This window comes from Janthinobacterium sp. SUN176 (assembly GCF_030587335.1).
In the GTDB taxonomy this organism is placed as follows: domain Bacteria; phylum Pseudomonadota; class Gammaproteobacteria; order Burkholderiales; family Burkholderiaceae_D; genus Janthinobacterium; species Janthinobacterium kumbetense.
The window spans coordinates 1-25925 of record NZ_JAPWIA010000001.1 but is presented as its reverse complement, the minus strand read 5'-3'; the positions used below and the strand labels follow the sequence as shown (position 1 = coordinate 25925).

Below are 25925 nucleotides of genomic sequence, written 5' to 3'. Positions count from 1 at the left end.
GCTTACATTCAATACAAAGAGCAAGCCATGCAACTCGAACAGCCATTATCAGAAAAAGAATTCGACGAATTAGACCAATTCCTGTTGTCGGAGCGCTGCTCCGAAGACGCGATGACCATGGATATGCTGCACGGCTATCTGACGGCCGTCGCCATCGGCCCGGAACCGATCATGCCGGCCGAATGGTTGCCGCGCGTGTGGGGCGAGGATGCCGAAGATGCGCCGAAATTCAAGAACAGCAAGGAAGAAGAGCGCATCGTCAACCTGATCATGCGCTTCATGAACGAAGTGCTGGTGACGTTTGAAGTGGCGCCGAAGGAGTTCGAAGCCCTGTTCGTCGAACACGACTACGAAGGCCAGACCCTGATCGACGCCGAAGCCTGGTGCTGGGGCTTCTGGGACGGCATGGAACTGCGTCCCGGTTCGTGGAACGAAATCTGGGATTCCGAAGTGGCCGAGCTGATGCAGCCTATCTACCTGCTGGGCGCCGACGAAATCAAGGAAGAAGAGCTGAAACTGGTGGAAGACCCGGTCAAGGCGCACAAGCTGGCGCAGGAACTGGAAGCGAACCTGCCGGCCATCCACCGTTTCTGGGTCCCGCGCCGCAAGGCCCCCGTGCAAACCATGAAGCGCGAAGAACCGAAAGTGGGCCGCAACGACGACTGCCCTTGCGGCAGCGGCAAGAAGTTCAAGAAATGCTGCGGCGCCGAGCCGGCAGCCGAGTAATCCCGCAGCAGCATCCCCTGATGCGCCGGCGTCCTGCCGGCGCATCGCCGACGTTGGCCCCCGGGCTATAATCGGCGCATGAAACTCCCCGACCTGAACCTGCTCGTCGCCCTCGATATCCTGCTCGAGGAAGGCAGCGCCGTGGCCGCGGCGCGGCGCATGAATTTGAGCGCGCCGGCCATGAGCCGCACCCTGGCGCGCATCCGCGACGCCATCGGCGACCCTGTCTTCGTGCGCTCCGGGCGCGGCCTGGCGCCCACCCCGCGCGCGCTGGAATTGCGCGAACAGGTGCGCGGCGTGGTGGAACAGGCGCACGCCATCTTCACGTCCGGCCGCGAAGTGGACTTGCGCACCCTGGAACGCACCTTCAGCCTGTGCGCCAACGACGTGTTTGTCGGCGCCTACGGCGGCAAGCTGCGCGACCTGCTGGCCAGCCATGCGCCGCTCACGGTGCTGCGCTTCGTGCCCGAAGGCGATGGCGCCACGGAAAACGACGCCCTGCACGCGGGCCGCGTCGACCTGTACATCAGCGCGCGGCGCGCCTTTGCGCCCGACATCAAGCTGCAGCAGCTGTTTACCACCGGCTTTGTCGGCATCGCCCGCAGCGACCACCCGATCTTCGACGGCCCCGTCAACCTGGACAGCTTTACCGAGTACGAACATATCAGCGTCTCGCGGCGCGGCCTGGCGCGCGGCCCCTTCGACACGGCCCTGGCCGAGCGGGGCTACATGCGCCGGGTGTCGCTGATCAGCCCCAACTTCCAGTCCGCCATCTTCGCCGTGGCCGATTCGCGCCTGCTGCTGCCGCTGATGCCCACGCCCCTGCTGGCCATCGTCGAGCGCCTGGGCTTGAGGCTGCGCACCTTCCAGCTGCCCATCCCCGTCGACAGCGTGGACGTCTTCCAGGCCTGGCACCCGCGCCTCGACCACGACCACGCGCACCGCTGGCTGCGCCGCATGATCAAGGAGCTGTGCGCCAGCGCGCCGCCGGACACCTGAATCATTGCGCCAGACGCAATTCAGACTTCATTAATTATCAATTTTCACAAGATTAACGGCTACCTATACTGCGTGGACTGATTCTCATCCACGGAGTTCCCTGTGTCCGCTGTACTACTACCCGGCGCCGTCCCGACGGCGCCGCCTCCCCCTTCACCGCCCGCGCCCCCCGTTTTTGGCCTGCGCCTGGCCACGGGCCTGGCCGGCGTGCTGCTGGCCGTACTGGTGTCCGGCCTGAATGAAAACATCACCAAGGTCGCGCTGGCCGACATCCGCGGCGCCATGGGCATCGCGCGCGACGACGCCAGCTGGCTCGTCGCCCTGTATGCGGCCGCCTCGGTATCGGCCATGGCGTTCGCGCCGTGGTGCTCCGTCACCTTTTCGCTGCGCCGGCTGACGGCCGCCGCCATCCTCGTCTGCATGGCCGCCGGCGTACTCTGTCCGTTCGCGCCGAACCTGTCCGTGCTGATGGTCCTGCGCGTGGTGCAGGGCGCGGCCGGCGGCGCCCTGCCGCCCATGCTGATGACGGTGGCGCTGCGCTTCCTGCCGCCGAACATCAAGCTGTATGGCCTGGGCGGCTACGCGTTGAGCGCCACCTTCGGTCCCAGCCTGGGCACGCCGCTGGCCGCCTTCTGGACGGAATATCTGGGCTGGCAATGGGCGTTCTGGCAAGTCGTCCCGGGCAGCATCGTCGCCCTGCTGATGGTGTCCTGGGGCTTGCCGCAAGACCCGCTGCGCCTGGAGCGCTTGCGCCAGTTCGACTGGCGCGGCTTGCTGCTTGGCTTGCCCGCCATCAGCATGCTGGTGGTGGGCTTGCTGCAGGGCGAGCGCCTGGCGTGGTTCGCCTCGCCGCTGATCTGCGTGCTGCTGGGCGGCGGCCTGTTGCTGCTCGTCTTGTTCTTCATCAACGAATGGTCGCATCCGCTGCCGTTCTTCAAGCTGCAGCTGCTGTCACGGCGCAACCTCAGCCACGCCCTGCTGACCCTGGGCGGCGTGCTGTTCGTGCTGCTGGCCGTGATCCTGATTCCCTCGTCCTACCTGGCGCAGGTGCACGCCTACCGCCCGCTGCAAACGGCGCCCGTGATGCTGATGGTGGCGCTGCCGCAGTTGATCGCCCTGCCGCTGGTGGCCGCCCTGTGCAATATCCGCGCCGTCGACTGCCGCTGGGTGCTGGCCATCGGCCTGGCCCTGCTGGCCCTGTCCTGCGTGCTCGGCGCGCGCATGTCGCCGGACTGGATCCGCACGCATTTCTACCTGCTGCAGGCGGTGCAGATCTTTGCGCAACCGATGGCCGTGATTCCCTTGCTGCTGCTGGCCACCACGGGCCTGGCGCCGCAGGACGGCCCTTTCGCCTCGGCCTGGTTCAACACCATCAAGGGCATGTCGGCCGTCGTCGCCACCGGCGTGCTCGATGCGCTGATCACGCGCCGCAACCATTTTCATTCGACGGTGCTCAGCGAGCGCCTGGGCAACCTGCCGGCCGGCGTGGACATGGCGGGAATTGCGCAGCGCATGCATGCGCAAGTCGTCACCCTGACCTCGTCCGACCTGTACCTCACCGTGGCCGCCATCGCGCTGGCCATGATCCTGATCATTCCCATCCTGCCGACGCGCGTATTCCCTCCACGCGCCTCCTGATTTCCATTTTTACGAAAGAGCTTCACCATGCAAACACCCATACTGCGCTCACGCGCATTTCTTCTCGGCCTGGCCCTGCTGGCCTGCGCCCTCGCCTTTTGCGCCTGGCAACTGCTGTTCGCCCGTGGCGACGAACAAGCCACCGACGACGCCTTTGTCAGCGCCGACTACACCGTGCTTTCCCCCAAGGTGGGCGGCATCGTGCGGGAAGTGCTGGTGGAAGACAACCAGACTGTCAAGGCAGGTCAGCTGCTGGCCCGCATCGACGACCGCGACTACCAGGCCGCCGCCGCCTCGGCCCGCGCCGAGGTAGCCGGCGCCGAAGCGCAACTGGCGAATGCCCGCGCCACCCTGCAGCGCCAGCAATCGGTGATCGAGCAAGCCACGACCCTGGTCGACGCCAACCAGGCGGAAGACAAACTGGCGCAGCAAGAGCTGGCCCGCTCGCAGCACCTGGCAGGCCAGGGCGCAGGCAGCGTGCAGAATGCGCAACAGGCGCAATCGCGCTTCGACGTAAGCCGCGCGCGCCTGGCGCAAAACCGCGCCGCCCTCGTCTCCACCCGCAAGCAGACGGACATTCTGCAGGCGCAGCAAGGCGCGGCCGAAGCGGCCCTGCTGCGCGCCCGCGCCAGCCTGCAACGTGCCGAACTTGATCTGTCGCATACGCAGCTGCGCGCCCCCATCGACGGCATCGTCGGACGCCGCGCCGTGCGCGTCGGCGCCCTGGTGGCGCCCGGCGCCAGCCTGATGGCCGTGGTGCCATTGAACCGCAGCTTCGTCGTCGCCAACCTGCAGGAAACCCAGCTGACCCACGTGCGCCAGGGCCAGCGCGCCAGCATCGCCGTCGACGCCTATCCGGACGTGCTCCTGCGCGGCACGGTGCACAGCATCGCGCCCGCCACGGGCGTGACGTTCGCCGCCATCGCGCCGGAAAACGCCACCGGCAACTTCACCAAGGTGGTGCAGCGCATTCCCGTCAGGATCGCGCTCGATCCCGGCCAGGATGGCGACGCCCGCCTGCGCGTGGGCATGTCGGCCGAAGTGCGCATCGATACGGCCATGCGCCATCCACAGCTGCAACAGGTGAGCGCGCGATGAAAGCACTGATACTCTTCACGGTCCTGGGCCTGGCCGGCTGCGGCAGCGTCGGCAGCGACTTCCAGCGCCCGCGCAACGACTTGGGACAGCAATGGCGCCAGGCGGAAGATGCCCGTTTCGCCGCCAGCCAGGATGGCGCCATCGAGCAGCGCTGGTGGGACAGCTTTGGCGACGCCACCCTGTCTTCCCTGCTGCAGCGCGCCGCCGGCGCCAACCTCGAGGTGCTGGCGGCAGGCAGCCGGCTGGAACAGAGCCGCGCCGCGCGCGGCGTGGCCGGCGCCGCGCAAGGCCCGTCCCTGGGCGCGAATGGCAGCTATGGCCGCGCGCGCAACAGCGAACAAGGCTTGAGCGACCCGTCGCGCCACAACGGCCAGTCCGCCTACAGCCTGTGGCAAGGCAATCTCGATGCGGCCTGGGAGCTGGACTTGTGGGGCCGCGTGCGGCGCGAAGTGGAAGCGGCCGACGCGCGCGTCGACATGGCCGTGGAAACGCAGCGCGGCGTGCTGCTGGCCGTGCTGGCCGAGACGGCGCGCGACTACATCGAGTTGCGCGGCGCGCAGCAGACCTTGGCCATCACGCAGCAACTGCTCGATATCGCCCGCCATACCTTGGACCTGACGCGCATCCGCCTGCGCGAAGGCGCGGCGACGCAACTCGACGAGGCCGAGGCGGCGGCCCACGTGGCCACCATCGAAGCGCGCCTGCCCCCATTGCAGCAGCGCGAAGCGCGCCTGGGCAATGCCCTCGCCCTCTTGCTGGCGCTGCCGCCGCAAGCCTTGCAGGCGGAACTGGCAGCGGGCAAGGACATTCCGGGCGTGGCCCTGCAAGTGCAGCTGGGCGTGCCGAGCAGCCTGGCCGAGCGGCGTCCCGACATCCGCCGCGCCGAGGCGCAGCTGCACGCGGCCACGGCCAGCATCGGCGTCGCGCAAGGCGACTTTTATCCGCGCATCACCTTGTCGGGCAGCGTCGGCCTGCAGGCGATGCAGCTATCCGACATCGGCTGGGACGCCAAGCGCTTCGCCTTCGGCCCCGGTTTCAGCGTGCCCCTGTTCGATGGCGGCCGCCTGCGCGGCAAGCTGCAATTGCGCGAAGCGCAGCAGCAGGAAGCGGCCATCGCCTACCGCCAGACAGTGCTGGCCGCCTGGCACGAGGTGGAAGACGCGCTCTCTGGCTACCAGGCCAACGCTCGCCGCCAGGCCAGCCTCGATGAAGCCGTCAAACAGGGACGCCGGGCGCTGGGCAGCGCGGAACTGCAGTACCGCCAGGGCGGCACGGACCTGATCAACGTGCTGCATGTGCAAAACACGCTGTTGAACAACGAAGCGGCGCTGGTCGACAGCCGCGCCACCGCCTCGCTGTCGCTGGTCCAGGTCTACAAGGCGCTGGGCGGCGGCTGGCAGGCATTTTCAACCCCATCGCAAGGAAGCACGCCATGAAACCGAATCCCGCACATTTTTCCATCCACGACGTCAGCGATTTTCCCATCGTGCGCTTTCGCCCTGAAACGGCCGTCGCCGGCTATGCCCCGCTGTGGGAAAACGACATGGACGCCCTGCTGCGCCATGGCATACCGTTCGTCATGCTGTTCGAAGAGGAACGCGGCGATGAAGCGCACATCGACCGCAAGCGGCGCGGCCTGTGGCTCAAGCACAACAAGGCAGCGCTGGCCGCCCTGTGCCGGGGCCTGGTGTCGGTCGAGGCGGACGCGCAACAGCGCGCGCGCCTGCAGGCGATGGCGGCCGGCGCCATGAAGGCGTTCGGCATCCTGCAGGAGGTGGTGGCCACGCGCGAACAGGCCGACGCGCTGATGGTGTGGCTGCTGGGCAGCGGCCAGATGGCGCGGCCGCGCACGACGGACGTGTGGTGACGAATTGATTCAGTGAGTGAGTCGGTCAGGCGGCCCTGCGCACGGCGCTTCTGGCAGGGATGACGCACACGTCGCCATCGCTGCTGGTCGCCGTCGTCAGGGCAATGCCGTACAGCGCCGCCAGGGCGGGCACGGCGCCGGCATCGCTGGCGATGTCGGCGACCAGCTGGCCCGAACGCACCAGCAGCAGGCGCTCGAAGCCCAGCAAGGCGTGATTGATGTCGTGCAGGATAGCGACGACGGCGTGGCCGCGCGCGGCGCAAAACTGCTGCAGGCTGTCGAGCAAATCGAACTGCAGGCCGGGATCGAGCGCCGCCAGTGGTTCGTCGACGAGTATCAAGCCATCGTGTACGTCCCACATCTGCGCGAAGATGCGCGCCAGCTGTACCCGCGCCTGTTCGCCGCCGGACAGGGTGTCCAGGCGGCGGCCCAGCAAATGCGCGGCGTGCGCCAGGGCGGCCGCGTCCTGCACGATCTGTTCCAATTGCGGGTCGACCAGGCGCGCCACCCGCCCCAGGCCGATCACCAGCTCGCACTGCAGTCCGAAGGCCACGTTCGAACCTTGCGGCAGGACGGCGCGTCGCCGGGCCAGTTCGGCCAGCGGCCACTGCGCCAGCGGCCGGCCCGCGAACGCCACCTGGCCCGCCTGCGGAGGCAGTTCGCGCGCCATCAGTTTGAGCAGGGTCGACTTGCCCGCGCCGCTGGGGCCGAGGATGGCGATGCGCTCGCCCGGCGCTACCTGCAGATTGAAGGGGCCGAAATACTGCTGGCCCAGTTGCGTGGTGGCGAAGGAGAGTTCCAGCAGGGGCGTCATGCGCATCCTTTCAGGCGGTGCCGTGGCGGAAGCGCCGCAACAGCATCAGGAAAAATGGCCCGCCCAGCAAGGCCGTAAAAATGCCGATGGGGACTTCCGCCGGAATGGCCACCGTGCGCGCCAGGGTGTCGGCCAACAGCAGCAGCAAGCCCCCCATCAGCATCGCCAGCGGCAATACCTTGCGCTGGTCAGCGCCCAGCCAGGTGCGCACCAGGTGCGGCGCGATCAGGCCGATGAAGCCGATGCCGCCGCACCAGGCGACGGCAAAACCCGTCAGCACGGCCACCAGCACGATCACCTGCGTGCGCAGCCGGCCCACGTCGATGCCCACGTGCAGCGCCTGCGCCTCGCCCAGCGCCAGCGCATTCAATGAGCGCATCAGGAAGTGCGTGGCCCACAGCGCGCCGGCCAGCACCACCAGCAAGGCCGCTACCTGGCGCCAGCTGCCGGCCGACAGCGATCCCAATGTCCAGAAAGTCAGGGTGCGCAATTGGTCGTCGCTGGCCAGGTAGATGCACAGGCCCATGACGGCCACCGTGATGGCGTTCAGCGCCACGCCCGTCAGCAGCAGGCCGACGATGGAGCCGGGCGTGGCCCAGCGGGCGACCCGGTCGAGCAGCACGCAAATGAGCATGGCGCCGGCAAACGCGGCGGCCGGCAGCAGCCACACGCGCAGCTCGGGCCCCACGTGCAGGCTGGCGGCAAAGACGATGGTGGCCGCGCCCGCGCAGGCGGCGCCGCTGCTCACGCCCAGCAGGCCCGGATCGGCCAGCGGATTGCGGAACAACCCTTGCGTCAAGCCGCCGGCCAGCGCCAGCGCGGCGCCGATCAGGATGGCAAACAGGGCGCGCGGCAGGCGGATATGCCACAGCACATACGCGCCGCCGGACAGCGGCTCGCCGCCAGCCTGCAAAGGCGCGAGCCAGTCGGCCAGCGCCACCGGCACGGCGCCCGCCTGCACGGCGATGAGCAAGCCGCACGCCAGGGCGGCGGCCAGCAGCCCGCCAGCGCCCCAGCGCGGCCAGCGCCAGGGAGCGACGGACGCCAGGGAGGCCACGTTCATGCGGCCATGGCTTTGGCAAACGCGGCATCGAGTTCGGCCAGCGCCTGCGGCATACGCGGGCCAAAGCCCAGCAGCAGCATGGCTTCCAGCGAGACGATGCGGTGCTTGCGCCCGGCCGGCGTCTGCGCCAGCCCTGGCAGTTTCAAGATGCCGTCCACGCCGCCCGAGGCCTTCAAGCCCTGGTCCGTGACGAGCACCAGGTCGGGCCGCGCGGCGATCACGGCTTCCGGCGTGAGCGGCTTGTAGCCGGCAAAGCCGCCCTGCCCGCCCATCACGTTGACGGCACCCGCATACGCGAGCATGGCGTCGGCGCCCGTCTCGCGCCCGCCCACCATTACCTGGTTCGGCGCATGGGCGAGGATGAACAGCACGCGCACCGCTGATTGTGCCGGTGATTGGCTGCGCTGGCGCACCTTGCCCAGGGCGCCGTCCCACTGCTGTTGCAAGGCTTGCGCCAGGCGCGCGGCGGGGTCGGCGCGTCCCGTGATCTGGCCCACCTGTTTTACCCGTTCGAGCAAGCCTTCGAATCTGTTATTCGCGTTCAGTACCGCCACCGGCACGCCCGCGTCGCGCACTTGGCGCAGCACCGTTTGCGGCCCCGCCTCCTCGGTGGCGATCAGCTGTGTGGGCGCCAGCGACAGCACGCCCTCGGCCGACAAGGTGCGCGCATAACCGACCTGCGGCAGCTGCTGCGCCACGGCCGGATACAGCGAGGTGGTATCGACGCCCACCAGTTCGCCCTGCGCCTCGAGCGCGTAGACGATTTCCGTCAGAGCGCCGCCCACGCTGACGATGCGCCGCGCCTTGACAAGCGGCTTGCCGGCGTCGCTGACGGCGGCCAGCACCTGCATCGGCGCGGCCAGGGCCAGGGCTCCCGCCCCCATTTTTTTCAGCGCGATGCGGCGCGCCACGCTGGCGGCGATCATGCGGCGCATAGTTCGCCCTCCTGCAGCACGCGCTCGACGACGTTGCGCCACTCACACAGTTCATGCACGCCCGGCTTGCGTTCGCCGAAGAACATGACGATGGTATCGCCCTTGGCGTCGAACAGTTCCACCGACGTCACCAGCCCGTCGACGGTAGGCTTTTTGACCACCCAGGCGCTGGCGATATGGTCTTCGCGCAAATGCAGGTTGAAGCGCGCATCGAGGACATTGATCCACGGCCCCATCACGGCGATCTTGTGCACGGGCCCCGAATGGATCTGGATCATGCCGGCATTGCCGACGAAGGCCATGATGGCGACTTTTTCGAGGGCGGCGCTGTTGAGCAGATCGAGCACGCAGGATTTGTCGAGCTGCTGCACGAAGCGCGCCTCGGCCAGGCGCATGCCCTGCAGGCGCGAGACCGAATATTTTTTCAGCAGGGTGAAAAATTCATGCGTGTCGCGCAAATCGGCCCAGGCGGCGCGAAAGCCGGCCACGTCGATCTGCGCGTCGGGCAGTTCGGCCGGCGGCGCAGCCGGCGCCGTCACGGCGATGCCGGCCGCCTGGTCCGCGTCGGCAAAATGCGCCACCAGCGCGTCATAGGCGGCCAGGTCGCTTTGCGGCTTCATGAATATCTTGTGCACGGCATGGCCGGCAGCATCGAAAAATTGCAGGCTGCGCTGCACTTCCTTCCCGCCCCCTTTTTCGCTCACTTCGCGCACGGCAAAGCCATGCGCCCACTGGCGGTAAAACACGCGCAAGTCGATGTCGCCACCAAGCACCAGGCCCACGTGGTTGTTGTGACTGGCTTTTCGATAGACACCCGTCTTTTCATGCACGCACGAAGCGTTGCGCGTCAGCGCCATGACTTCGCCCAGCGGTTCCAGCGCGGCGATGATGGCGGGCCAGTCGGCCTGCAGGCGCTCGGCGCCCAGCAAGGCGCCATCGGCCAGCGACAAGCCGGCATGCGCGGCGATCAACTCGCCTTCGGAAATGGCCAGTTCCTCGGCGATGTCGCGGTGGCGGGCTTTCTTCTCGCGGCGCAGGCGGGCAAATTCGCTGGCGACCAGCTCGGTGTTGCAAATAGGGGGCATGCTCGTCACGGTGTCTCCTTTCAAGGCGAACACTGGCTGGCATGGGCTGGCTGGTGGTGGGGGAATCTTGAAGTTAATTATAAATGAGAATCATTCGCAATCAAGGCTTATTTATGTGAAAAAATTACGCGCAAAAAAAAAAGCGCCGCGACAGGAAACCCGTCGCAGCGCAAAGGAGACCGATCGATACAACTGATCAGTGTTGAGAAAATGTCAGCGTTGAACTCAGGCGCTGGCCTGTACCGCCGGCATGGATGCCGGTTTCGCCGTCGGGCGCTGCGCCAGCAATACCACGGCGGCCAGGACCATGGCGCCGCCCAGCAATTGCGTGCCGCTGACGGATTCCTTCAGCAGGGTCACGCCGAACGCCATCGTGATGACGGGTTCGAACGTGGAAATGATGGATGCCTTGGCCGCGCCGATTTGCGCCACGCCGGCAAAGAAGGCGGCAATCGCGATGGCCGTCGAGAACAGGGCGATGGCGCTGACGGCCAGCCAGCCCGTCGTCGTGCCCGGCAAGGACACGCCTTGCCACAAGGCAATCGCACTGTTCGACAGGCCTGCCGTGCCCAGGATCACCACGCAAGCGGCCAATGGGTGAATATTCTCGCGGCTTTTCGACAGGCTGTTACCAAACAGAATGTACACGGCGTACACGCCGGCGGCCATCAAGGCCAGGGCGATGCCGATGGGCTGGCCCTGCAGCTTGCCGCCCAGGGTGATGGCCATGCCGGCAATCGCCAGCGCCATCAGCACCAGCATGCGGCGGTCCAGCTTTTCCCAGCCCAGCGCCAGCGCCAGGATCGTCACGAGCACGGGATACACATACAGCAACATGCCGCACAGGCCGCTGCTGGCATACATGAGGGCATTGAAATAACCTTGCGACTGGGCCGTGTACATCAAGCCCATCAGCATGTAGCCGGCCAGCAGGCGGCCGCGCGGCAAGCGCCAGCCACCCAGCCACACGAGCGGCAGCAACAGCATGGCGGCGATAACGAAACGCAAGGCCAGCATGGTCGACGGGTTGACCCCGGACGCATACGCCGCCTTGGCAAACACTGCGGAACTGCCGAAACCGGCGGCCGACAGCAACACCAGCGCAACAGCGCGGCGATCAGACATGACTAAACCTCTTTGAGTACGCCAGGGCAAACCTGCTGCGCGTCGCGCTTTGCGGCCTGCGATGCTCACCGTACTGAAGTACGGTTGCGCTTCTCAGCCACAAATCACTGCCGCTCGCGACGGTTTTCCCAGGCGTTGTAAATATTAATGCCAAGCAAGGCCGGAAGATGTTCATGCGTGAATCCTATTGTGGGTCACTTCACGCAGTGACGGCATCATATTCGCTTGCGCAAAATGAAACAAACCAATATTCTTCACGGATAGGCCGAATATTACTGAGGCTCAATTCATTTGAAGAGTGCCATGTCACGTCCCTTGCCCCCGCTCGCCGCCCTGCACGCCTTCGAGGCGGCCGCCCGCCATGAAGGCTTCCAGCGCGCAGGCGAAGAATTGCACGTCTCGGCCGGCGCCATCGGCCACCACGTAAAACAGCTGGAAGCGTGGCTGGGCATCGTGCTGTTCCAGCGCATGCCGCGCGGCGTGGTGCTCACCAGCGCCGGGCAGCGCTATGCGGCTTCGCTGGGGCCGATCCTCAACCAGCTGGCCGACGTCTCCGAGCAGGCGCGGCGCCAGGGCGACGACAAGGTGGTGACGGTGACGGCCACCAGTTCGCTCGTCTCGCGCTGGCTGATGCCGCGCCTGGGCCGCCTGCGCGACCGCTATCCGCAGATCGAGCTGCGTGTGCTGGCCTCGATGCACCCGGTCGACCTGGCGCGCGATGGCGTGGACGTGGCCATCCGCCTGGGACCGGGCCGCTATCCGGGCCTGAAAGTGGATTTATTGATGGAAGAATGGTTTTCCGCCGTCTGCAGCCCCGATTTCCGCGCCAACGCGGCCAGCCTGCGCCAGCCCGCCGACCTGCTGCGCTACCCGCTGCTGCACGACGAACCGGAAGTGCACCTGCCCGGCGAAATCGACTGGACGCGCTGGCTGCACAGCTGCGGCGTGCATTACAGCGGCAATAGCGGCAACAGCGGCGCGCGCTTTTCGCACACATATTTATGCCTGGACGCGGCCGCCAGCGGCCAGGGCGTGGCCATCGCCGCCAGCCCCCTGATCGGCGACGATTTGCGCTCGGGCCGCCTGGTGCGCGTGTTCGAGCACGCCGTGCGCGGCCCCCACTGCTATTACCTGCTGCGCTCGCCCCAGGCGGAAACGCGGCCCCTCGTGCACGCCTTCTGCGAATGGCTGATCGCCGAGGCGCGCGCCGACCAGGAAACCGTCTGGCCCACCGTGGAGACAGCATGACGAGCAGGGAACTGGCGCGCAGCGCCCGATTTATTGTCCAGCATGAATATGAACACGCCAAGGTGACGGCGGCCGATGGCCGGCAAGCCAGCCTGGGCGAGTTCTATGGCGACCCGGCCGTGGCCTTGATCGACATCAATGAGCAATGGTGCGCCGTGGCGGGCGAAGGATTGGTGCTGTGCCGGCTGGAGCAGCCGTTCGGCCTGTGCGCGGCCTATTTCCGCGAACCTGGCGAGACAGTGTGGATCACGGGATTGCGGCAAACGGGACCGTTTGCGCTGCAGTGGCAAGGCGAGGATGGCGCTTGGTCCACCTTTGACTTGGATACGATGTAACAGATCCTTCGCGACGCCTCGCAAAACCGTAGCGAGCGGAAGGGAGAGGTGGCTGAGAAGCGCAACCGTACTCAAGTACGGTGAGCATCGCAGGCCGCCTATACCGACGCGCAGTAGGTTTTGCGAGGCGTCATCACATTACAGCTTGATGAAGTGTTCGCGGTAGTACTTCAGCTCTTCGATCGACTCGAGGATATCGGCCAGTGCCGTGTGCTTCTGGTGCTTCTTGAAACCGGTGGCGATTTCCGGCTTCCAGCGCTTGCACAGCTCTTTCAATGTCGATACGTCAACATTGCGATAGTGGAAGAACGCTTCCAGCTTCGGCATGCCGCGCACCATGAAGCGGCGGTCCTGGCCGATGGTGTTGCCGCACATGGGCGACTTGCCAGCTGGCACGTATTTTTTCAGGAACGCGATCAATTCCGCTTCCGCCTGCGCTTCCGTCACGGTCGACGCCTTGACCTTGTCGATCAGGCCCGAGCGGCCGTGCGTGCCCTTGTTCCAGGCATCCATCTTGTTCAGGGTTTCATCCGATTGATGAATCACAAACACGGGGCCTTCGGCCAGCAGGTTCAAGTGCATGTCCGTCACCACCACCGCCACCTCGATGATGCGGTCGGTATCGGGCTCCAGGCCCGTCATTTCCATATCGACCCAGACCAGATTCATCTCATTGGGACGTGCCGGAACAATCGGTGCGGGGGTGGATGCAGTTAAGTCGGTCGCTTGTGACATAATTCTCTCTTGGCCTAATCAAACTAAATAATCAGCCATTTTCTCACAGGCACAGAATGTATTCACTCGCGTTTTCGATTTTGTTTGTATCCGTCCTCGTTTTGACCCTGGCCGTGCGCTTCTGGCTCGCTTCGCGGCAGATTCGCCACGTGCTGGCCCACCGCGCCGCCGTGCCCGCCGAATTTGCGGAAAATATCCCGCTGGCCGCGCACCAGAAGGCGGCCGACTACACGGTGGCGAAGACCAAGTTCGGTTTGCTGACCCTGCTGGTCAACTATGCCGTGCTGATCGGTTTTACCTTGCTGGGCGGCTTGCAATGGCTGGCGCTGCACCTGAATGAATGGATGGGCTCGGGCTCGCCCATGCTGTACCAGATCGGCCTGATCGCCGCCTTTGCCGCCATTTCCGGCCTGATCGACCTGCCCTTCGATTATTACCGCCAGTTTGTGCTGGAACAACGTTTCGGCTTCAACACCATGGCGCGCAAGCTGTTCTTCACGGACATGCTCAAGGGCGTGGGCCTGGGCGCCGTCATCGGCCTGCCGCTGATCTGGGTCGTGCTGACCCTGATGGCCAAGTCGGGCGGCCTGTGGTGGCTGTACGCGTGGTTCGTCTGGAGCGGCTTCCAGTTGCTGATGATGGTGCTGTTTCCCACCGTCATCGCCCCCCTGTTCAACAAATTCACGCCGCTGGCCGACGAAGCGCTGAAAAGCCGCATCGAAGGCTTGATGCAGCGCGTCGGCTTCGCCTCGAAAGGCTTGTTCGTCATGGATGGCTCGAAGCGCAGCGCCCATGGCAATGCGTATTTCTCGGGCTTTGGCGCCAACAAGCGCATCGTTTTCTTCGACACCTTGCTGTCGCGCCTGGCGCCGCAGGAAATCGAAGCCGTGCTGGCGCATGAACTGGGCCACTTCAAGCTCAAGCACATCGTCAAGCGCATCGCCATGATGTTCGTCATCTCGCTGGGCTTTTTGGCGCTGCTGGGCTTCCTGAAGACGCAGCCATGGTTTTACGCGGGCCTGGGCGTCGACCCGGTCGCCCTGGCGCTGACGGGCCAGCCGACGGATGCGCTGGCGCTGCTGCTGTTCATGCTGGCCTTGCCCGTCTTCACCTTCCTGCTGGGCCCCTTGACCTCGCTCAGCTCGCGCAAGCATGAATTCGAAGCGGACGCCTTTGCCGCCACGCACACGCAGGCGGACGACCTGGTCTCGGCGCTCGTCAAAATGTATGAAGACAATGCGTCGACCCTGACGCCCGACCCGCTGCACTCGGCCTTCTACGATAGCCACCCGCCGGCCAGCGTGCGCATCCGCCACCTGAAAGGGGCTACGACATGAATACGCCATCGACTTCGCAAGACCTGTCCCAACTGTCCTGCACGCCGCGCCAGCAGGCGCTGGGCGACACGGACATTGCCACCCTGCACGCCCTGCTGCCGCAATGGAACTTGCAAAATGGCAAGCTGTGCCGCGACTTCGGCTTCAAGAATTACTACCAGACCCTGGCGTTCGTGAACGCCCTGGCCTATATGACCCATACGCAAGACCACCATCCGGAGCTCATCATTACTTACAAAACCTGCGCCGTGCGCTACGACACGCACTCGGTCAACCATGGCGCCGGCGGCCTGTCCGAAAACGACTTCATCTGCGCCGCCAAGGCCGACCTCATCTACCAGAGCAGCCAGGTGGCCCCATGAGCGAAGGCAAGTTGACGGGCATCATCATCGCCGCCCACGGCCGCCATTACCTGGCCGACGTGGACGGCGCCAAGCTGCAATGCGTAACGCGCGGCAAGAAAACCAATGTGGCCGTGGGCGACATCGTGCACCTGACGCGCACCTCCAACGACCAGGCCGTCATCGACCGCATCGAGGAACGCAAGACCCTGCTGTACCGCTCGGACCAGTACAAATCGAAGTTGCTGGCCGCCAACCTGACGCAGCTGTTCATCGTCGTGGCGACGGAACCGGGCTTTGCCGACGACCTGATCTCGCGCTCGCTGGTGGCGGCCGACGCGGCCGGCATCGAGGCGCGCATCATCCTCAACAAGACGGACGTGACCGCTTCGCTGGAGCGCGCCCGCGAACGCCTGCTGCCGTATTCATCGATGGGCTATCCCGTCGATGAAGTGTCGGCGCGCGCCGAACCCGAGCACGCGGTGGCCACCCTGGCGCCCCTGCTGGCGGGGCAGTCGTCCATCCTCATCGGCCAGTCGGGCATGGGCAAGTCGTCATTGATCAACCTGCTGGTGCCGGACGCGGACATCGCCGTGCGCGAAATCTCGGCCGCGCTCGACACGGGCAAGCACACGACGACCTTTACGCGCCTGTACAAGCTCGACGAGCTGGGCGCAAACAGTTCCATCATCGATTCGCCCGGCTTCCAGGAATTCGGCCTGTATCACTTGTCCGAGGGCATGCTGGAGCGGGCCTTCCGCGAATTCCAGCCCTACCTGGGCGGTTGCAAGTTCTATAACTGCCGCCACCTGATCGAACCGCAATGCGCCATCCTGCAAGCATTGTCTGAAGGCAAGATCGCCAAGATGCGCCATACCCTGTATGGCCAGCTGCTGCACGAATCGGCGCAAACGCTGTATTGATCGCGTCTGGCGCCCGTCGTCGAGGCGGACGCCAAACCGATAAAAAGTTCACCACCACAAATTAAACAGAATTAAATTCTGCCGCAGAGCCTGCTTTCTCCCATTCATTCCAAAACCATCCGTCGCCTGATTTCGCGTTTCAGCGCCGGATTCCGGCGTTTCATCGCTTTGCGCTGGCATGGCATCCCTCCGCTTGCTACCTTGGCATTGTCCCCGCCAGCGAACCTGCTGGAGACAACATTGGTCTAACTCCAACCAGCATCTCGATCACAAGGTGAAATCATGAAAGCATCGTTCTCGCGTACCCTCGCCCTCGGTAGCGCCGCCCTCGTCCTCGGCCTGTCTTGCCTCAGCGCCAGTGCGCTGGAAATCGGCGAACAGGACAAGGTCCAGGTTTCCGGCAAGGTGTATAAACTGGCCCCGCAGGAATTCAGCCAGTACGGCAACAGCTACCAGCTCGACACGGGCGAGACCTTGCTGCTGCGCCAGCAAGTCAACCGCTATTTCACGCAAATCAAGGGACAGCCCGAAGTGGAGCTGTTCGGCCGCGCACCGGGCGTCTTTGAAACGGCCAGCGGCACCCACATGGAATTTCGCAACGATGGCGACGTCATCGCCATTACCGGGCTGAACAATATTCCGGGCGCCGTCGCCAAGGCTGGCGAAACGGCCAGCACCGTGCACTTCGCCGGCCGCTAGCACAGGCGGCACGGCACAGCACGGCAAACGGGCGGCAAGCCGTGCCAGGCTGTCCACGTGCATCAGCCGGCAGGGGCTGGTGCACGCCCCGCCTGCTTTGCGCAGCCTGAAAGGGCACGCGTAAAAAAATACTGTCGAGTCGACCAAACAACTGCATCCGATGCAGCTTACAATGCGATCCAATAAGGTGTCACTGGCCGCTGGCCAACACCATCGCCTTGCGGGAGATTTCGGATGGAAATGTTCGCACTCGAACATGACATTGCACAGTGGGAAGATACACTGCGGCCATTGCGCGCCCTGGAGCGCCTGCCCTTGCTGATGCTGCTGGCATGGCATTTGCGCCAGCGCAACTGTGCCCAGGCGCTGCACCATGCGGCCGAAGCGGCAGCCTTGCTGCCCCAGGCCCAGCTGCCGGCCCACGCCCTGGCCATCGCGCAGGCGCGCCTGCAACTGGTGCAGGCGGAAGTGGCCTGGCTGCAAGGTGCGCTCGATACGGCGGAAAGCCTGGCCATGGCGGCGCACGCCATCCTGTGCGCGCACGGCGACGGCGCAGCCTGCGCCGACGCGCACTGGCTGCTGTCCTCGATTGCCGTCGACCGGGGCGACCATGCCCGCTGCGATGCCGAACTGCTGGCCGCTGCCGAGCAGGCGCGCAGCGCCGGCGATACGATGCGCGCCAGCCTGGCCGACGCGGCCGCGGCGCGCTGGGCCGTGCTGCGCGATGCGCCAGCCGCACAGGCGCGCTGGGGCAGCCATTTCCAGGCCGACAGCGCCAGCGGCAAGCTGCCCGCGCCGCTGGCCGCCTGGGTGCATGACTTCCGCGGCTTGCTGGCGCACACCTCGCGCGACCTGGGCACGGCCGCCGGCCACTACATGCAAAGCTACGAGGCGGCGCTGGAAAGCGGCCAGCTGCGCGGCGCCATCACGGCCGCCATCAATATCGGCGACTGTTTCGCCAGCCTCAACGACAACGAATCGGCCCTGGAGTGGATGCAGTGCGCACTGGATCTGGCGCGCCCCACCGGCTGGCCGCGCAGCATCGGCGCTTGCCAGACGCATACGGCCGAAACCATGCGCAAGCTGGGCCGCCTGGCCGCGGCCGAAGACTTGCTGCGCCAGGCGCTGCTCATCCTGGCGCCCGTGGCTGGCGCGCGCACCTATGCCAACGCCCTGTTCCACCTGGGCGAACTGAGCCTGGACAAGGGCGACTACGACACGGCGCTCGACGCCTTCAGCCGGCTGGCGCAGCGCGCCGAAGCGCTGGGCCAGGCCGATTTCCGCAGCATGGCCCAGCGCGGCAGCGCCCACGCGCTATCCTACCTGGACCGCCCGGACGAGGCGCTGCAGGCGGCCGAGCGGGCTTGCCAGCTGGCCACCGCGCAGGGCGACGCCATGCACCAGGTGGCGGCGCTGCGCGTCTTGTCGATGTTGCATGCGCGCCATGAGTTGCCGCCGCCCGCAGACATGCTGGAACGCAATCCCGCCCTGCATTTCCTGCACCAGGCGCTGCAGGTAGCCGCCTCGATCGACGGCTATTCGCCGCCCGGCGAACTGCTCGATGCGCTGGCGCGCGAATACGCGCATGCGGGCGATTATGCGCGCGCCTACGATATCGCCCTCGATGCGGGCATGGCGCGCGAAAAAAGCCATACCCAGCAAGCGAGCAACCGCGCCACCGCCATGCAGGTCTACCACCAGACGGAACATGCGCGCTCGGAAGGCTATCACCACCGCGAACTGGCCGCTTCCGAAGCGCGCCGCGCCGAAGTGCTGCAACAGACCAGCGACACCCTGGAACGGCTGTCGGCCATCGGCCAGGAAATCACCACCCACCTCGACGCCAGCGCCGTGTTCCAAGTGCTCGACCGCCACGTGCATGCCTTGCTGCCAGTCAACACCTTCGCCGTCTACATGCTCGACGCCGCAGGCACGGCGCTGCGCCGCGCGCATGGCATGGAAGCGGGCCGGCCCCTGTCCGACAACGCCATTCCACTGAGCAATCCACGCGCCTACTCCGTGCGCTGCCTGCTGGGCCGACGCGAAGTGTATATCGACCAGGTGCCGCCGCGCCGCCACGCCTACACGGTGCCCGGCACGCTGCATAACCAGAGCGTGCTGTACGTGCCGCTGATGGTGGGCGAGCGCGTGCTCGGCGTGATGACGGTGCAGGCTTGCCACGCCAACGCATATGGCGAACGCGAGCGGCTGATCTTCCGCACCCTGTGCGCGTATGGCGCCATCGCGCTCGACAACGCCAGCGCCTACCGGCAATTGCAAGATGCCCAGGCGCAACTGGTATCGCAGGAAAAACTGGCCGCCCTCGGTTCGCTGATGGCCGGCGTGGCGCATGAACTGAATACCCCGATCGGCAATAGTCTGTTGATCGCCAGCACCATGCAGCAAAAGACGGAAGACGTGGAACGCCTGATGAACGGTCCCGGCCTGCGCCGCTCGGACCTGGCCGCCTTCATCGACGATGCGGGCAAGGCGTCGGCTCTGGTGATGCGCGGCCTGCGCAGCGCGGCCGACCTGGTCAACAGCTTCAAGCAGGTGGCCGTCGACCGCACCACCGAGCAGCGGCGCCGCTTTGACTTGCAACAAGTCAGCAATGAAATCATCGCCACCGTCATGAACCGCATCCGCAGTTCGGGCCACCGCATCGAAATGGAAATAGCCTTCGGCATCGCCATGGACAGCTATCCCGGCCCGTTCGGCCAGGTGATCACCAATCTGATCAACAATGCCCTGCTGCACGCCTTCGCCCCCGCGCCCAACGATGGCGGCGTCGGCACGGGCTGCATGCGCCTGTCCGCCACGGCGGACGCGACGCGCGTGCGGATCGTCTTCGAAGACAATGGCGGCGGCATCGCGGAACAGCATTTGTCGCGCATCTTCGACCCCTTCTTTACTACCAAGCTGGGCCAGGGCGGCAGCGGCCTGGGTTTGTCGATCAGCTACAACATCGTCACGGCCCTGCTGGGCGGCACCATCCAGGTGGCCAGCAGCCCCGCCGGCACGCGCTTCACCCTGGACTTGCCGCTGGTGGCGCCCCAGCTGGACGGCGCCGCGCCCGCCAGCATCTATTAATCCACCGCCCCGTTGCCCGGGCGCAGGCTTGCCTATACAAGTACGCGCCCGGGCAGTCTTTCCAATCTAAAAGCAAAACCCTTATAATTGAACGGCTGAAGTACTTGCCATTGCATTATTTTCAACTTGGCAAACCGCATCGTACCGCGCGACAGGCGTCGCGCTGGCACCGATCAACACAGCAGCGCGCCGGGCGAGGCAGTCATCAGACGAGATGTTGTACGCTGATGCAACCCGGCGGGAAAGGCACGCCGCCGGCGGCCTGCGCATCTTCAAGTGGTCATTATGTCGACAAAAAAACCGATCAAGCACTACCTCCAGTTCTCCGATTTCACGTTGGAAGAGTACGAATATGTGATCGAACGCGCCCATCTGATCAAGCGCAAGTTCAAGAACTACGAAATCTACCATCCACTGATCGACCGCACCCTGGTGATGGTCTTTGAAAAGAACTCGACCCGCACGCGCCTGTCGTTCGAAGCGGGCATGCACCAGCTGGGCGGCGCCGCCATCTACCTGAACACGCGCGATTCCCAGCTGGGCCGCGGCGAGCCGGTGGAAGACGCGGGCCAGGTCATGTCGCGCATGTGCGACATCATCATGGTGCGCACGTTCGGCCAGGAAATCATCGAGCGCTTCGCCGCCAATTCGCGCGTGCCGGTGATCAATGGCCTGACCAATGAACACCACCCGTGCCAGGTCTTTGCCGACATCTTCACCTACATCGAACACCGCGGCTCGATCGCCGGCAAGGTGGTCGCCTGGATCGGCGACGCCAACAACATGCTGTACTCGTGGCTGCAAGCGGCCGAAGTGTTCGGCTTCCATGTGAACGTGTCGACGCCGAAGGGTTACGACATTGACCTGGCGCAAGTCAAGACCGAGCGCTACACCTTCTTCGCCAATCCATCGGACGCCTGCGAAGGCGCGCACCTGGTCAACACGGACGTGTGGACCAGCATGGGTTACGAAGCGGAAAACGCGGCCCGCATCGCCGCCTTCGACGGCTGGATCGTCGATGGCGCGAAGATGGCCCGCGCCGCGCCCGACGCCCTGTTCATGCACTGCCTGCCCGCCCACCGCGGCGAGGAAGTGGCCGCCGAAGTGATCGACGGCCCGCAATCGGTGGTGTGGGACGAGGCGGAAAACCGCTTGCACGTGCAAAAAGCGCTGATCGAATACCTGTTACTCGGTAAAATCAACTAATTCGCCAGGCACTGCATAACTCCTGGCAGCATCGCAATACATACATCGACAACGACAACTGGAAGCAATATGAGCGACATTAAAAAAGTAGTCCTGGCCTATTCCGGCGGACTCGACACCTCCGTCATCCTGAAATGGCTGCAAGATAACTACCAGTGCGAAATCGTCACCTTCACGGCCGACCTGGGCCAGGGCGAAGAACTGGAACCGGCGCGTGCCAAGGCCATCAAGTTCGGCATCAAGCCGGAAAACATCCATATCGAAGATGTCCGCGAAGAATTCGTGCGCGATTTCGTCTTCCCGATGTTCCGCGCCAACACCGTGTATGAAGGCGAATACCTGCTGGGCACCTCGATCGCCCGTCCGCTGATCGCCAAGCGCCTGATCGAAATCGCCAACGCCACGGGCGCCGACGCCATCTCGCACGGCGCGACCGGCAAGGGCAACGACCAGGTGCGCTTCGAGCTGGGCGCCTACGCGCTGAAGCCAGGCGTGAAAATCATCGCCCCATGGCGCGAGTGGGATCTGCTGTCGCGCGAAAAACTGCTGAAGTACGCGGAAGACGCCGGCATCGAAATCGACATGAAGCACAAGAACGGCGGCGCGCCGTACTCGATGGATGCCAACTTGCTGCACATCAGCTTTGAAGGCCGCCACCTGGAAAACCCGAGCGCCGAAGCGGAAGAAACCATGTGGCGCTGGACCGTCAGCCCTGAAAAAGCGCCGGACGAAGCGGAATACCTGGACATCGAATACGAAAAAGGCGATATCGTCGCCATCAACGGCGTGCGCATGTCGCCTGCCACCGTGCTGGCCGAACTGAACAAAGTTGGCGGCAAGCATGGCGTGGGACGCCTGGACCTGGTGGAAAACCGCTACGTCGGCATGAAATCGCGCGGCTGCTATGAAACCCCGGGCGGCACTATCATGCTGAAAGCCCACCGCGCCATCGAATCGATCACGCTGGACCGCGAAGTTGCCCATCTGAAAGATGACCTGATGCCGCGCTACGCATCGATGATCTACAACGGCTACTGGTGGGCGCCCGAGCGCGTTGCCCTGCAAACCCTGATCGACCACACGCAGGAAACCGTGAACGGCTGGGTACGCATCAAGCTGTACAAGGGCAATGTGATCGTCGTGTCGCGCGATTCGAAGACGGATTCGCTGTTCGACATGAACATCGCCACCTTCGACGAAGACGGCGGCGCCTACAACCAGGCCGACGCCGGCGGCTTCATCAAGCTGAACGCCTTGCGCATGCGCATCGCCGCCATCGCCCGCGAAAAGCGCGGCCAGAAGTAATTAGTTACTGGGAGGCACTACCTCCCGCGCCCGCCAAAAGCCGCCTCCGGGCGGCTTTTTTACGTTTGAAACGCACTCGGCAGCGATTTACCGCCCCGCGCGTCCCCAGATCGCCCCCATTTTGCTGTCCTCATGGCAAAATGCTACAGTGCAATTGTGCTGACCTTCCCGCTTCCGGAGCCTTCCCATGTTCAAAGACCTGAGTATCAAGAATAAACTGTACCTGGGCTTCGGCTCCATCGTGGCCATCATCCTGATCCTGCTGGGCGTGGCCTACAACAGCTTTTCGCGGCTGTCGGAAGCCAATGCCTGGGACAGGCACACGATGGAAGTGCTGGTCGAGATCGACAAGATTCACAATTCCATCCTGCAAATCCAGGTGGAGGCGCGCGGCTTCATTCTGACCGGCAACGAAGCCTCGCTGACGCCGGAAACCGATGAAACAGGGGTGCTGAGCCAGCACACGCAAAAAGCCATCAGCATGACGGTGGACAACAAGATACAGTCGGAACGCTTCCGCAAGATCGACCAGCTGAGCAGCACCTGGGTCAAGGAGTGGATCACCCCCCTGATCGAGAAACGCCGCGCGCTGGGCAATGCGCCGGGCGCCACGGAAACGGTGGCGCGCCTGCTTCCGCCGGCGGGCTCGCCCGGCATCGTGCAGGCCAACAAACTGCTCGACGAAGCCGCCGCCGAAGAAAACCGCTTGCTGGCCGAGCGCACGGCCACGTCAAGTCGCCTGCAGGAAACCATGCTGCTGACCCTGGCGCTGGGCGGCGTGCTGTGCGTGGTGCTGGCGCTGGGCATATCCTTCGTCCTGGCCAAGGCCATCCTCGGCCCGTTGAACAGCCTGACGGACGCCGTCGGGCGCATCGCCGGCGGCGAGCAAGGCGCACGCGCCGCCATCATTTCGCGCGACGAGCTGGGCAAGGTGACGGAAGAGTTCAACCGCATGGCGCAAACCATCCAGGACAACCAGGCCAATGAACTGGCCGCCACGAATAGCCTGCGCGCCAAGGTCGATTCCCTGCTGGAAGTGGTGTCGAAGGCGGCCTCGGGCGACCTGACGGGCAAGGTCGGCATCACGGGCAACGACGCCATCGGCCAGCTGGGCAACGGCCTGGCGAAGATGTTCGAAAACCTGCGCAGCCTGCTCAACAATGTGCAAAAGGCCGGCATCCAGGTGACGACCTCCGCCACGGAAATCGCCGCCTCGGCGCGCCAGCAGGAAGCCACGGGTATTGAGCAAGCGCAAACCAGCGTGGAAATTCTCAGCACCACCAAGGAAATCTCGGCCAACACGAGCCAGTTGCTGAAAACCATGGAAGACGCCACCGCCGTGGCCGACTACACGACGAATGCCACGGCCGAAGCGCAAAACAACCTCAAGCGCATGGATTCGACCATGCAGCACATGGTCTCGGCCACCGATTCCATCAACGCCAAGCTGGCGGCCCTGTCGGAAAAAGCCAGCAATATCAATAGCGTACTGATCACCATCACGAAAGTAGCCGACCAGACCAACATCCTGTCGCTGAACGCCGCCATCGAGGCGGAAAAAGCGGGCGAAGCGGGCCGCGGCTTTTCCGTCGTGGCGACGGAAATCCGCCGCCTGGCCGACCAGACGTCCGTCTCCACCTGGGATATCGAGCAAATGCTCAAGGAAATGCAGTCGGCCGTGTCCGCCAGCGTGATGGGCATGGATAAATTCTCGGAAGAAATTCGCCGCAGCGTGGGCGAAGTGCGGCAAGTGGCGGAACAATTGTCGTCCGTGATGGACCAGGTGCAAAAACTCACGCCGCAATTTGATGCCGTGCTGCAAGGCATGCAGTCGCAGGCGATCGGCGCGTCGCAAATTTCCGACACCATGATGCAGCTCAACGACGCCACGCAGCAGACGGTGGAATCGCTGAAGGCCACCAGCGAAGCGGTGCACCAGCTGCAATATGCGGCGGGCGACCTGCAGTCGAGCGTGTCGACCTTCGCCGTCACCATCTGATCCCATGAAAGTGCTGCTCTTTCACATCGGACGCGACCGCTATGGCCTGCCCCTGGCCGGCATCGTGCGCGTTCTGCCGCTGCTGGAGCTGAAACAGTTGCCGCTCACGCCAGACTACGTGGCCGGCCTGATGGACTTGCACGGCACGCCCGTGCCCGTGATCGACCTGTCGCGCCTGGCCGGGCTGCCGGCCGCCGCCGCGCAATTCGACACGCGCATCGTCATCGTCGACTACCGCGCGCCTGGCGGCGCCACGCATGCGCTGGGCTTGCTGGCCACGCAAGTGCGCGGCATCGCCGACATCGCGGCGGACAAGCTCGAGGATAGCGGCGTGGCCACGGCGCCCTTCCTGGGCCAGGTGGCCAGCGATGCCGACGGCATCGTGCAGCTGGTGGAACTCGAACACCTGCTGCCGCCGGACGTGCGCGCGCTGCTGTTTCAAGACGCGGGCGCGGCATGACGGCACAAGCCCTGCTGCGCCGCGCGACCGGCCTGTCCGTCTCCAAAGCCGTGGCCGAACGGGCCGTCGGCCAGCGCATGGAGCAAACGGGCTTCAGCGATAGCGAAGCCTACCTGCAAGCGCTCACGCCAGCCGAAATGACGCAATTGATCGAGCTGGTGGTGGTGCCGGAATCGTGGCTGTTCCGCGACCCGCAGGCGTTCTACGCCACCGTCGAACTGGTGCAGGAACGCTGGGCGCGGGGGCGCGCCACGCGCATCCTGTCGATCCCGTGCGCGGGCGGCGAGGAACCGTATTCGATGGCCATGGCGCTGCGCGACGGCGGCGTGCCGAAACAGGCGTTCAGCATCGACGCGTATGACCTGAGCCCCGGCTGCATCGAGCGGGCGCAGGCCGGCGTGTACGGCCGCAATGCCTTCCGCGCGCAGGACGTGGCCTTCCGCGAGCGCTATTTCACGCACGTGGCCGACGACGCCTACCGCATCATCGACTCCTTGCGCGAACAAGTCACCTTCAAGCAGGGCAATCTGCTGCAATTCGACACCGCCACCTACAGCCGCCATTACGACGTCATCTTCTGCCGCAACCTCTTGATTTACTTCGACAAGCCGACGACGCGCGCGGCCATCCACAACCTGTCCGCCCTGCTGGCCGACGACGGCATGCTGTTGGCCGGCTATGCGGAAGTGCCGTCGTTCTGCCAGAACGGCTTTGCGCCGCTGCAGTTCCGCCAGGCCTTCGCCCTGAAGAAGGAAACGGCGGCGCCGGCCAGCCCCGTGCAAGTGGCGCCGCTGCCGGCCGCGCGCCCCCTGCGCAGCGTGCCGCCCGCGCCAAGGCGCGCGGCCGCTGCCGCCGCCCCTGCCGCCGCGACAGCGCCGCGCACGCGCCCCGTGTCCG

General features: G+C 65.0%; 24 protein-coding genes. 18 read left to right on the top strand and 6 right to left on the bottom strand.

Going from position 1 to position 25925, the window contains the following annotated elements; all coding sequences use genetic code 11:
* The first annotated feature begins 27 nt into the window (after positions 1–27).
* From O3299_RS00120 to O3299_RS00095, 6 genes are all read left to right on the top strand, one after another.
* Entirely contained in the window at positions 28–726 is a 699-nt protein-coding gene (locus O3299_RS00120) for a UPF0149 family protein (RefSeq protein WP_034785080.1), read from the top strand.
* Between the two features lie 78 nt (positions 727–804).
* Positions 805–1725, top strand: coding sequence for a LysR family transcriptional regulator (locus O3299_RS00115; RefSeq protein WP_305061225.1), 921 nt, complete (start codon positions 805–807; stop codon positions 1723–1725).
* A gap of 102 nt (positions 1726–1827) precedes the next feature.
* A complete protein-coding gene (locus O3299_RS00110) occupies positions 1828–3363 on the top strand; it encodes an MFS transporter (RefSeq protein WP_305061224.1) in 1536 nt (511 codons plus the stop codon).
* 27 nt (positions 3364–3390) lie between these two features.
* Positions 3391–4461 carry an HlyD family secretion protein gene (locus tag O3299_RS00105; protein WP_305061223.1) on the top strand — a complete coding sequence of 357 codons (1071 nt, stop codon included), beginning with the start codon at positions 3391–3393 and terminating at the stop codon, positions 4459–4461.
* Positions 4458–5897, top strand: coding sequence for an efflux transporter outer membrane subunit (locus tag O3299_RS00100; RefSeq protein WP_305061222.1), 1440 nt, complete (start codon positions 4458–4460; stop codon positions 5895–5897). Before O3299_RS00105 ends, O3299_RS00100 begins: the two co-directional genes overlap by 4 nt.
* Positions 5894–6328 (top strand): hypothetical protein, encoded by a 435-nt coding sequence (locus tag O3299_RS00095; RefSeq protein ID WP_305061221.1) that lies wholly within the window; start codon positions 5894–5896, stop codon positions 6326–6328. Before O3299_RS00100 ends, O3299_RS00095 begins: the two co-directional genes overlap by 4 nt.
* A 25-nt stretch (positions 6329–6353) precedes the next feature.
* Here O3299_RS00095 and O3299_RS00090 read toward each other — a convergent pair whose 3' ends face one another.
* From O3299_RS00090 to O3299_RS00070, 5 genes are all read right to left on the bottom strand, one after another.
* Positions 6354–7142: an ATP-binding cassette domain-containing protein gene (locus O3299_RS00090; RefSeq protein ID WP_305053575.1), complete on the bottom strand. Its 789-nt coding sequence runs from the start codon at positions 7140–7142 to the stop codon at positions 6354–6356.
* Positions 7143–7152: 10 nt separating this feature from the next.
* On the bottom strand, positions 7153–8205 hold the full coding sequence (locus O3299_RS00085) for an iron ABC transporter permease (protein WP_305061220.1): 1053 nt from the start codon (positions 8203–8205) through the stop codon (positions 7153–7155).
* Complete coding sequence (locus tag O3299_RS00080) at positions 8202–9140, bottom strand: hemin ABC transporter substrate-binding protein (RefSeq protein WP_099665009.1); 939 nt, start codon at positions 9138–9140, stop codon at positions 8202–8204. Before O3299_RS00080 ends, O3299_RS00085 begins: the two co-directional genes overlap by 4 nt.
* Complete coding sequence (locus tag O3299_RS00075; protein WP_305062931.1) at positions 9128–10225, bottom strand: hemin-degrading factor; 1098 nt, start codon at positions 10223–10225, stop codon at positions 9128–9130. The genes O3299_RS00080 and O3299_RS00075 overlap by 13 nt, the downstream gene beginning before the upstream one ends.
* 225 nt (positions 10226–10450) lie before the next feature.
* On the bottom strand, positions 10451–11350 hold the full coding sequence (locus O3299_RS00070; protein WP_305061219.1) for a DMT family transporter: 900 nt from the start codon (positions 11348–11350) through the stop codon (positions 10451–10453).
* 303 nt (positions 11351–11653) lie between these two features.
* On the opposite strand from O3299_RS00070, the gene gcvA reads away from it, so the two are divergent.
* Both gcvA and O3299_RS00060 read left to right on the top strand, forming a co-directional pair.
* A complete protein-coding gene (gene gcvA / locus O3299_RS00065; protein ID WP_099665012.1) occupies positions 11654–12598 on the top strand; it encodes a transcriptional regulator GcvA in 945 nt (314 codons plus the stop codon).
* Positions 12595–12933, top strand: coding sequence for a hypothetical protein (locus O3299_RS00060; protein WP_305061218.1), 339 nt, complete (start codon positions 12595–12597; stop codon positions 12931–12933). The genes gcvA and O3299_RS00060 overlap by 4 nt, the downstream gene beginning before the upstream one ends.
* A 138-nt stretch (positions 12934–13071) precedes the next feature.
* Here O3299_RS00060 and orn read toward each other — a convergent pair whose 3' ends face one another.
* A complete protein-coding gene (orn, locus tag O3299_RS00055) occupies positions 13072–13668 on the bottom strand; it encodes an oligoribonuclease (protein WP_289899341.1) in 597 nt (198 codons plus the stop codon).
* A 56-nt stretch (positions 13669–13724) separates the two neighbouring features.
* On the opposite strand from orn, the gene O3299_RS00050 reads away from it, so the two are divergent.
* The 10 genes from O3299_RS00050 to O3299_RS00005 all read left to right on the top strand — a co-directional run.
* Entirely contained in the window at positions 13725–15005 is a 1281-nt protein-coding gene (locus O3299_RS00050; RefSeq protein WP_305061217.1) for a M48 family metallopeptidase, read from the top strand.
* Positions 15002–15367 (top strand): 4a-hydroxytetrahydrobiopterin dehydratase, encoded by a 366-nt coding sequence (locus tag O3299_RS00045; RefSeq protein ID WP_305061216.1) that lies wholly within the window; start codon positions 15002–15004, stop codon positions 15365–15367. The genes O3299_RS00050 and O3299_RS00045 overlap by 4 nt, the downstream gene beginning before the upstream one ends.
* Positions 15364–16269, top strand: a complete 906-nt coding sequence (rsgA, locus tag O3299_RS00040) for a ribosome small subunit-dependent GTPase A (RefSeq protein ID WP_099665016.1) — start codon at positions 15364–15366, stop codon at positions 16267–16269. Before O3299_RS00045 ends, rsgA begins: the two co-directional genes overlap by 4 nt.
* 282 nt (positions 16270–16551) lie before the next feature.
* On the top strand, positions 16552–16968 hold the full coding sequence (locus O3299_RS00035; protein WP_305061215.1) for a hypothetical protein: 417 nt from the start codon (positions 16552–16554) through the stop codon (positions 16966–16968).
* A gap of 240 nt (positions 16969–17208) precedes the next feature.
* Positions 17209–20058 (top strand): ATP-binding protein, encoded by a 2850-nt coding sequence (locus tag O3299_RS00030; RefSeq protein WP_251350943.1) that lies wholly within the window; start codon positions 17209–17211, stop codon positions 20056–20058.
* Positions 20059–20343: 285 nt separating this feature from the next.
* Positions 20344–21264: an ornithine carbamoyltransferase gene (gene argF, locus O3299_RS00025; RefSeq protein ID WP_077401165.1), complete on the top strand. Its 921-nt coding sequence runs from the start codon at positions 20344–20346 to the stop codon at positions 21262–21264.
* Positions 21265–21333: 69 nt separating this feature from the next.
* The gene (locus tag O3299_RS00020) at positions 21334–22569 is read left to right on the top strand and encodes an argininosuccinate synthase (RefSeq protein WP_034759383.1); all 1236 of its coding nucleotides are present in this window, start codon (positions 21334–21336) and stop codon (positions 22567–22569) included.
* A gap of 187 nt (positions 22570–22756) precedes the next feature.
* On the top strand, positions 22757–24568 hold the full coding sequence (locus O3299_RS00015) for a methyl-accepting chemotaxis protein (RefSeq protein ID WP_305061214.1): 1812 nt from the start codon (positions 22757–22759) through the stop codon (positions 24566–24568).
* 4 nt (positions 24569–24572) lie between these two features.
* A complete protein-coding gene (locus O3299_RS00010; protein WP_099665020.1) occupies positions 24573–25028 on the top strand; it encodes a chemotaxis protein CheW in 456 nt (151 codons plus the stop codon).
* A partial coding sequence (locus O3299_RS00005) for a protein-glutamate O-methyltransferase CheR (protein WP_305061213.1) occupies positions 25025–25925 on the top strand: 901 nt, incomplete at its 3' end. The genes O3299_RS00010 and O3299_RS00005, both read left to right, overlap by 4 nt.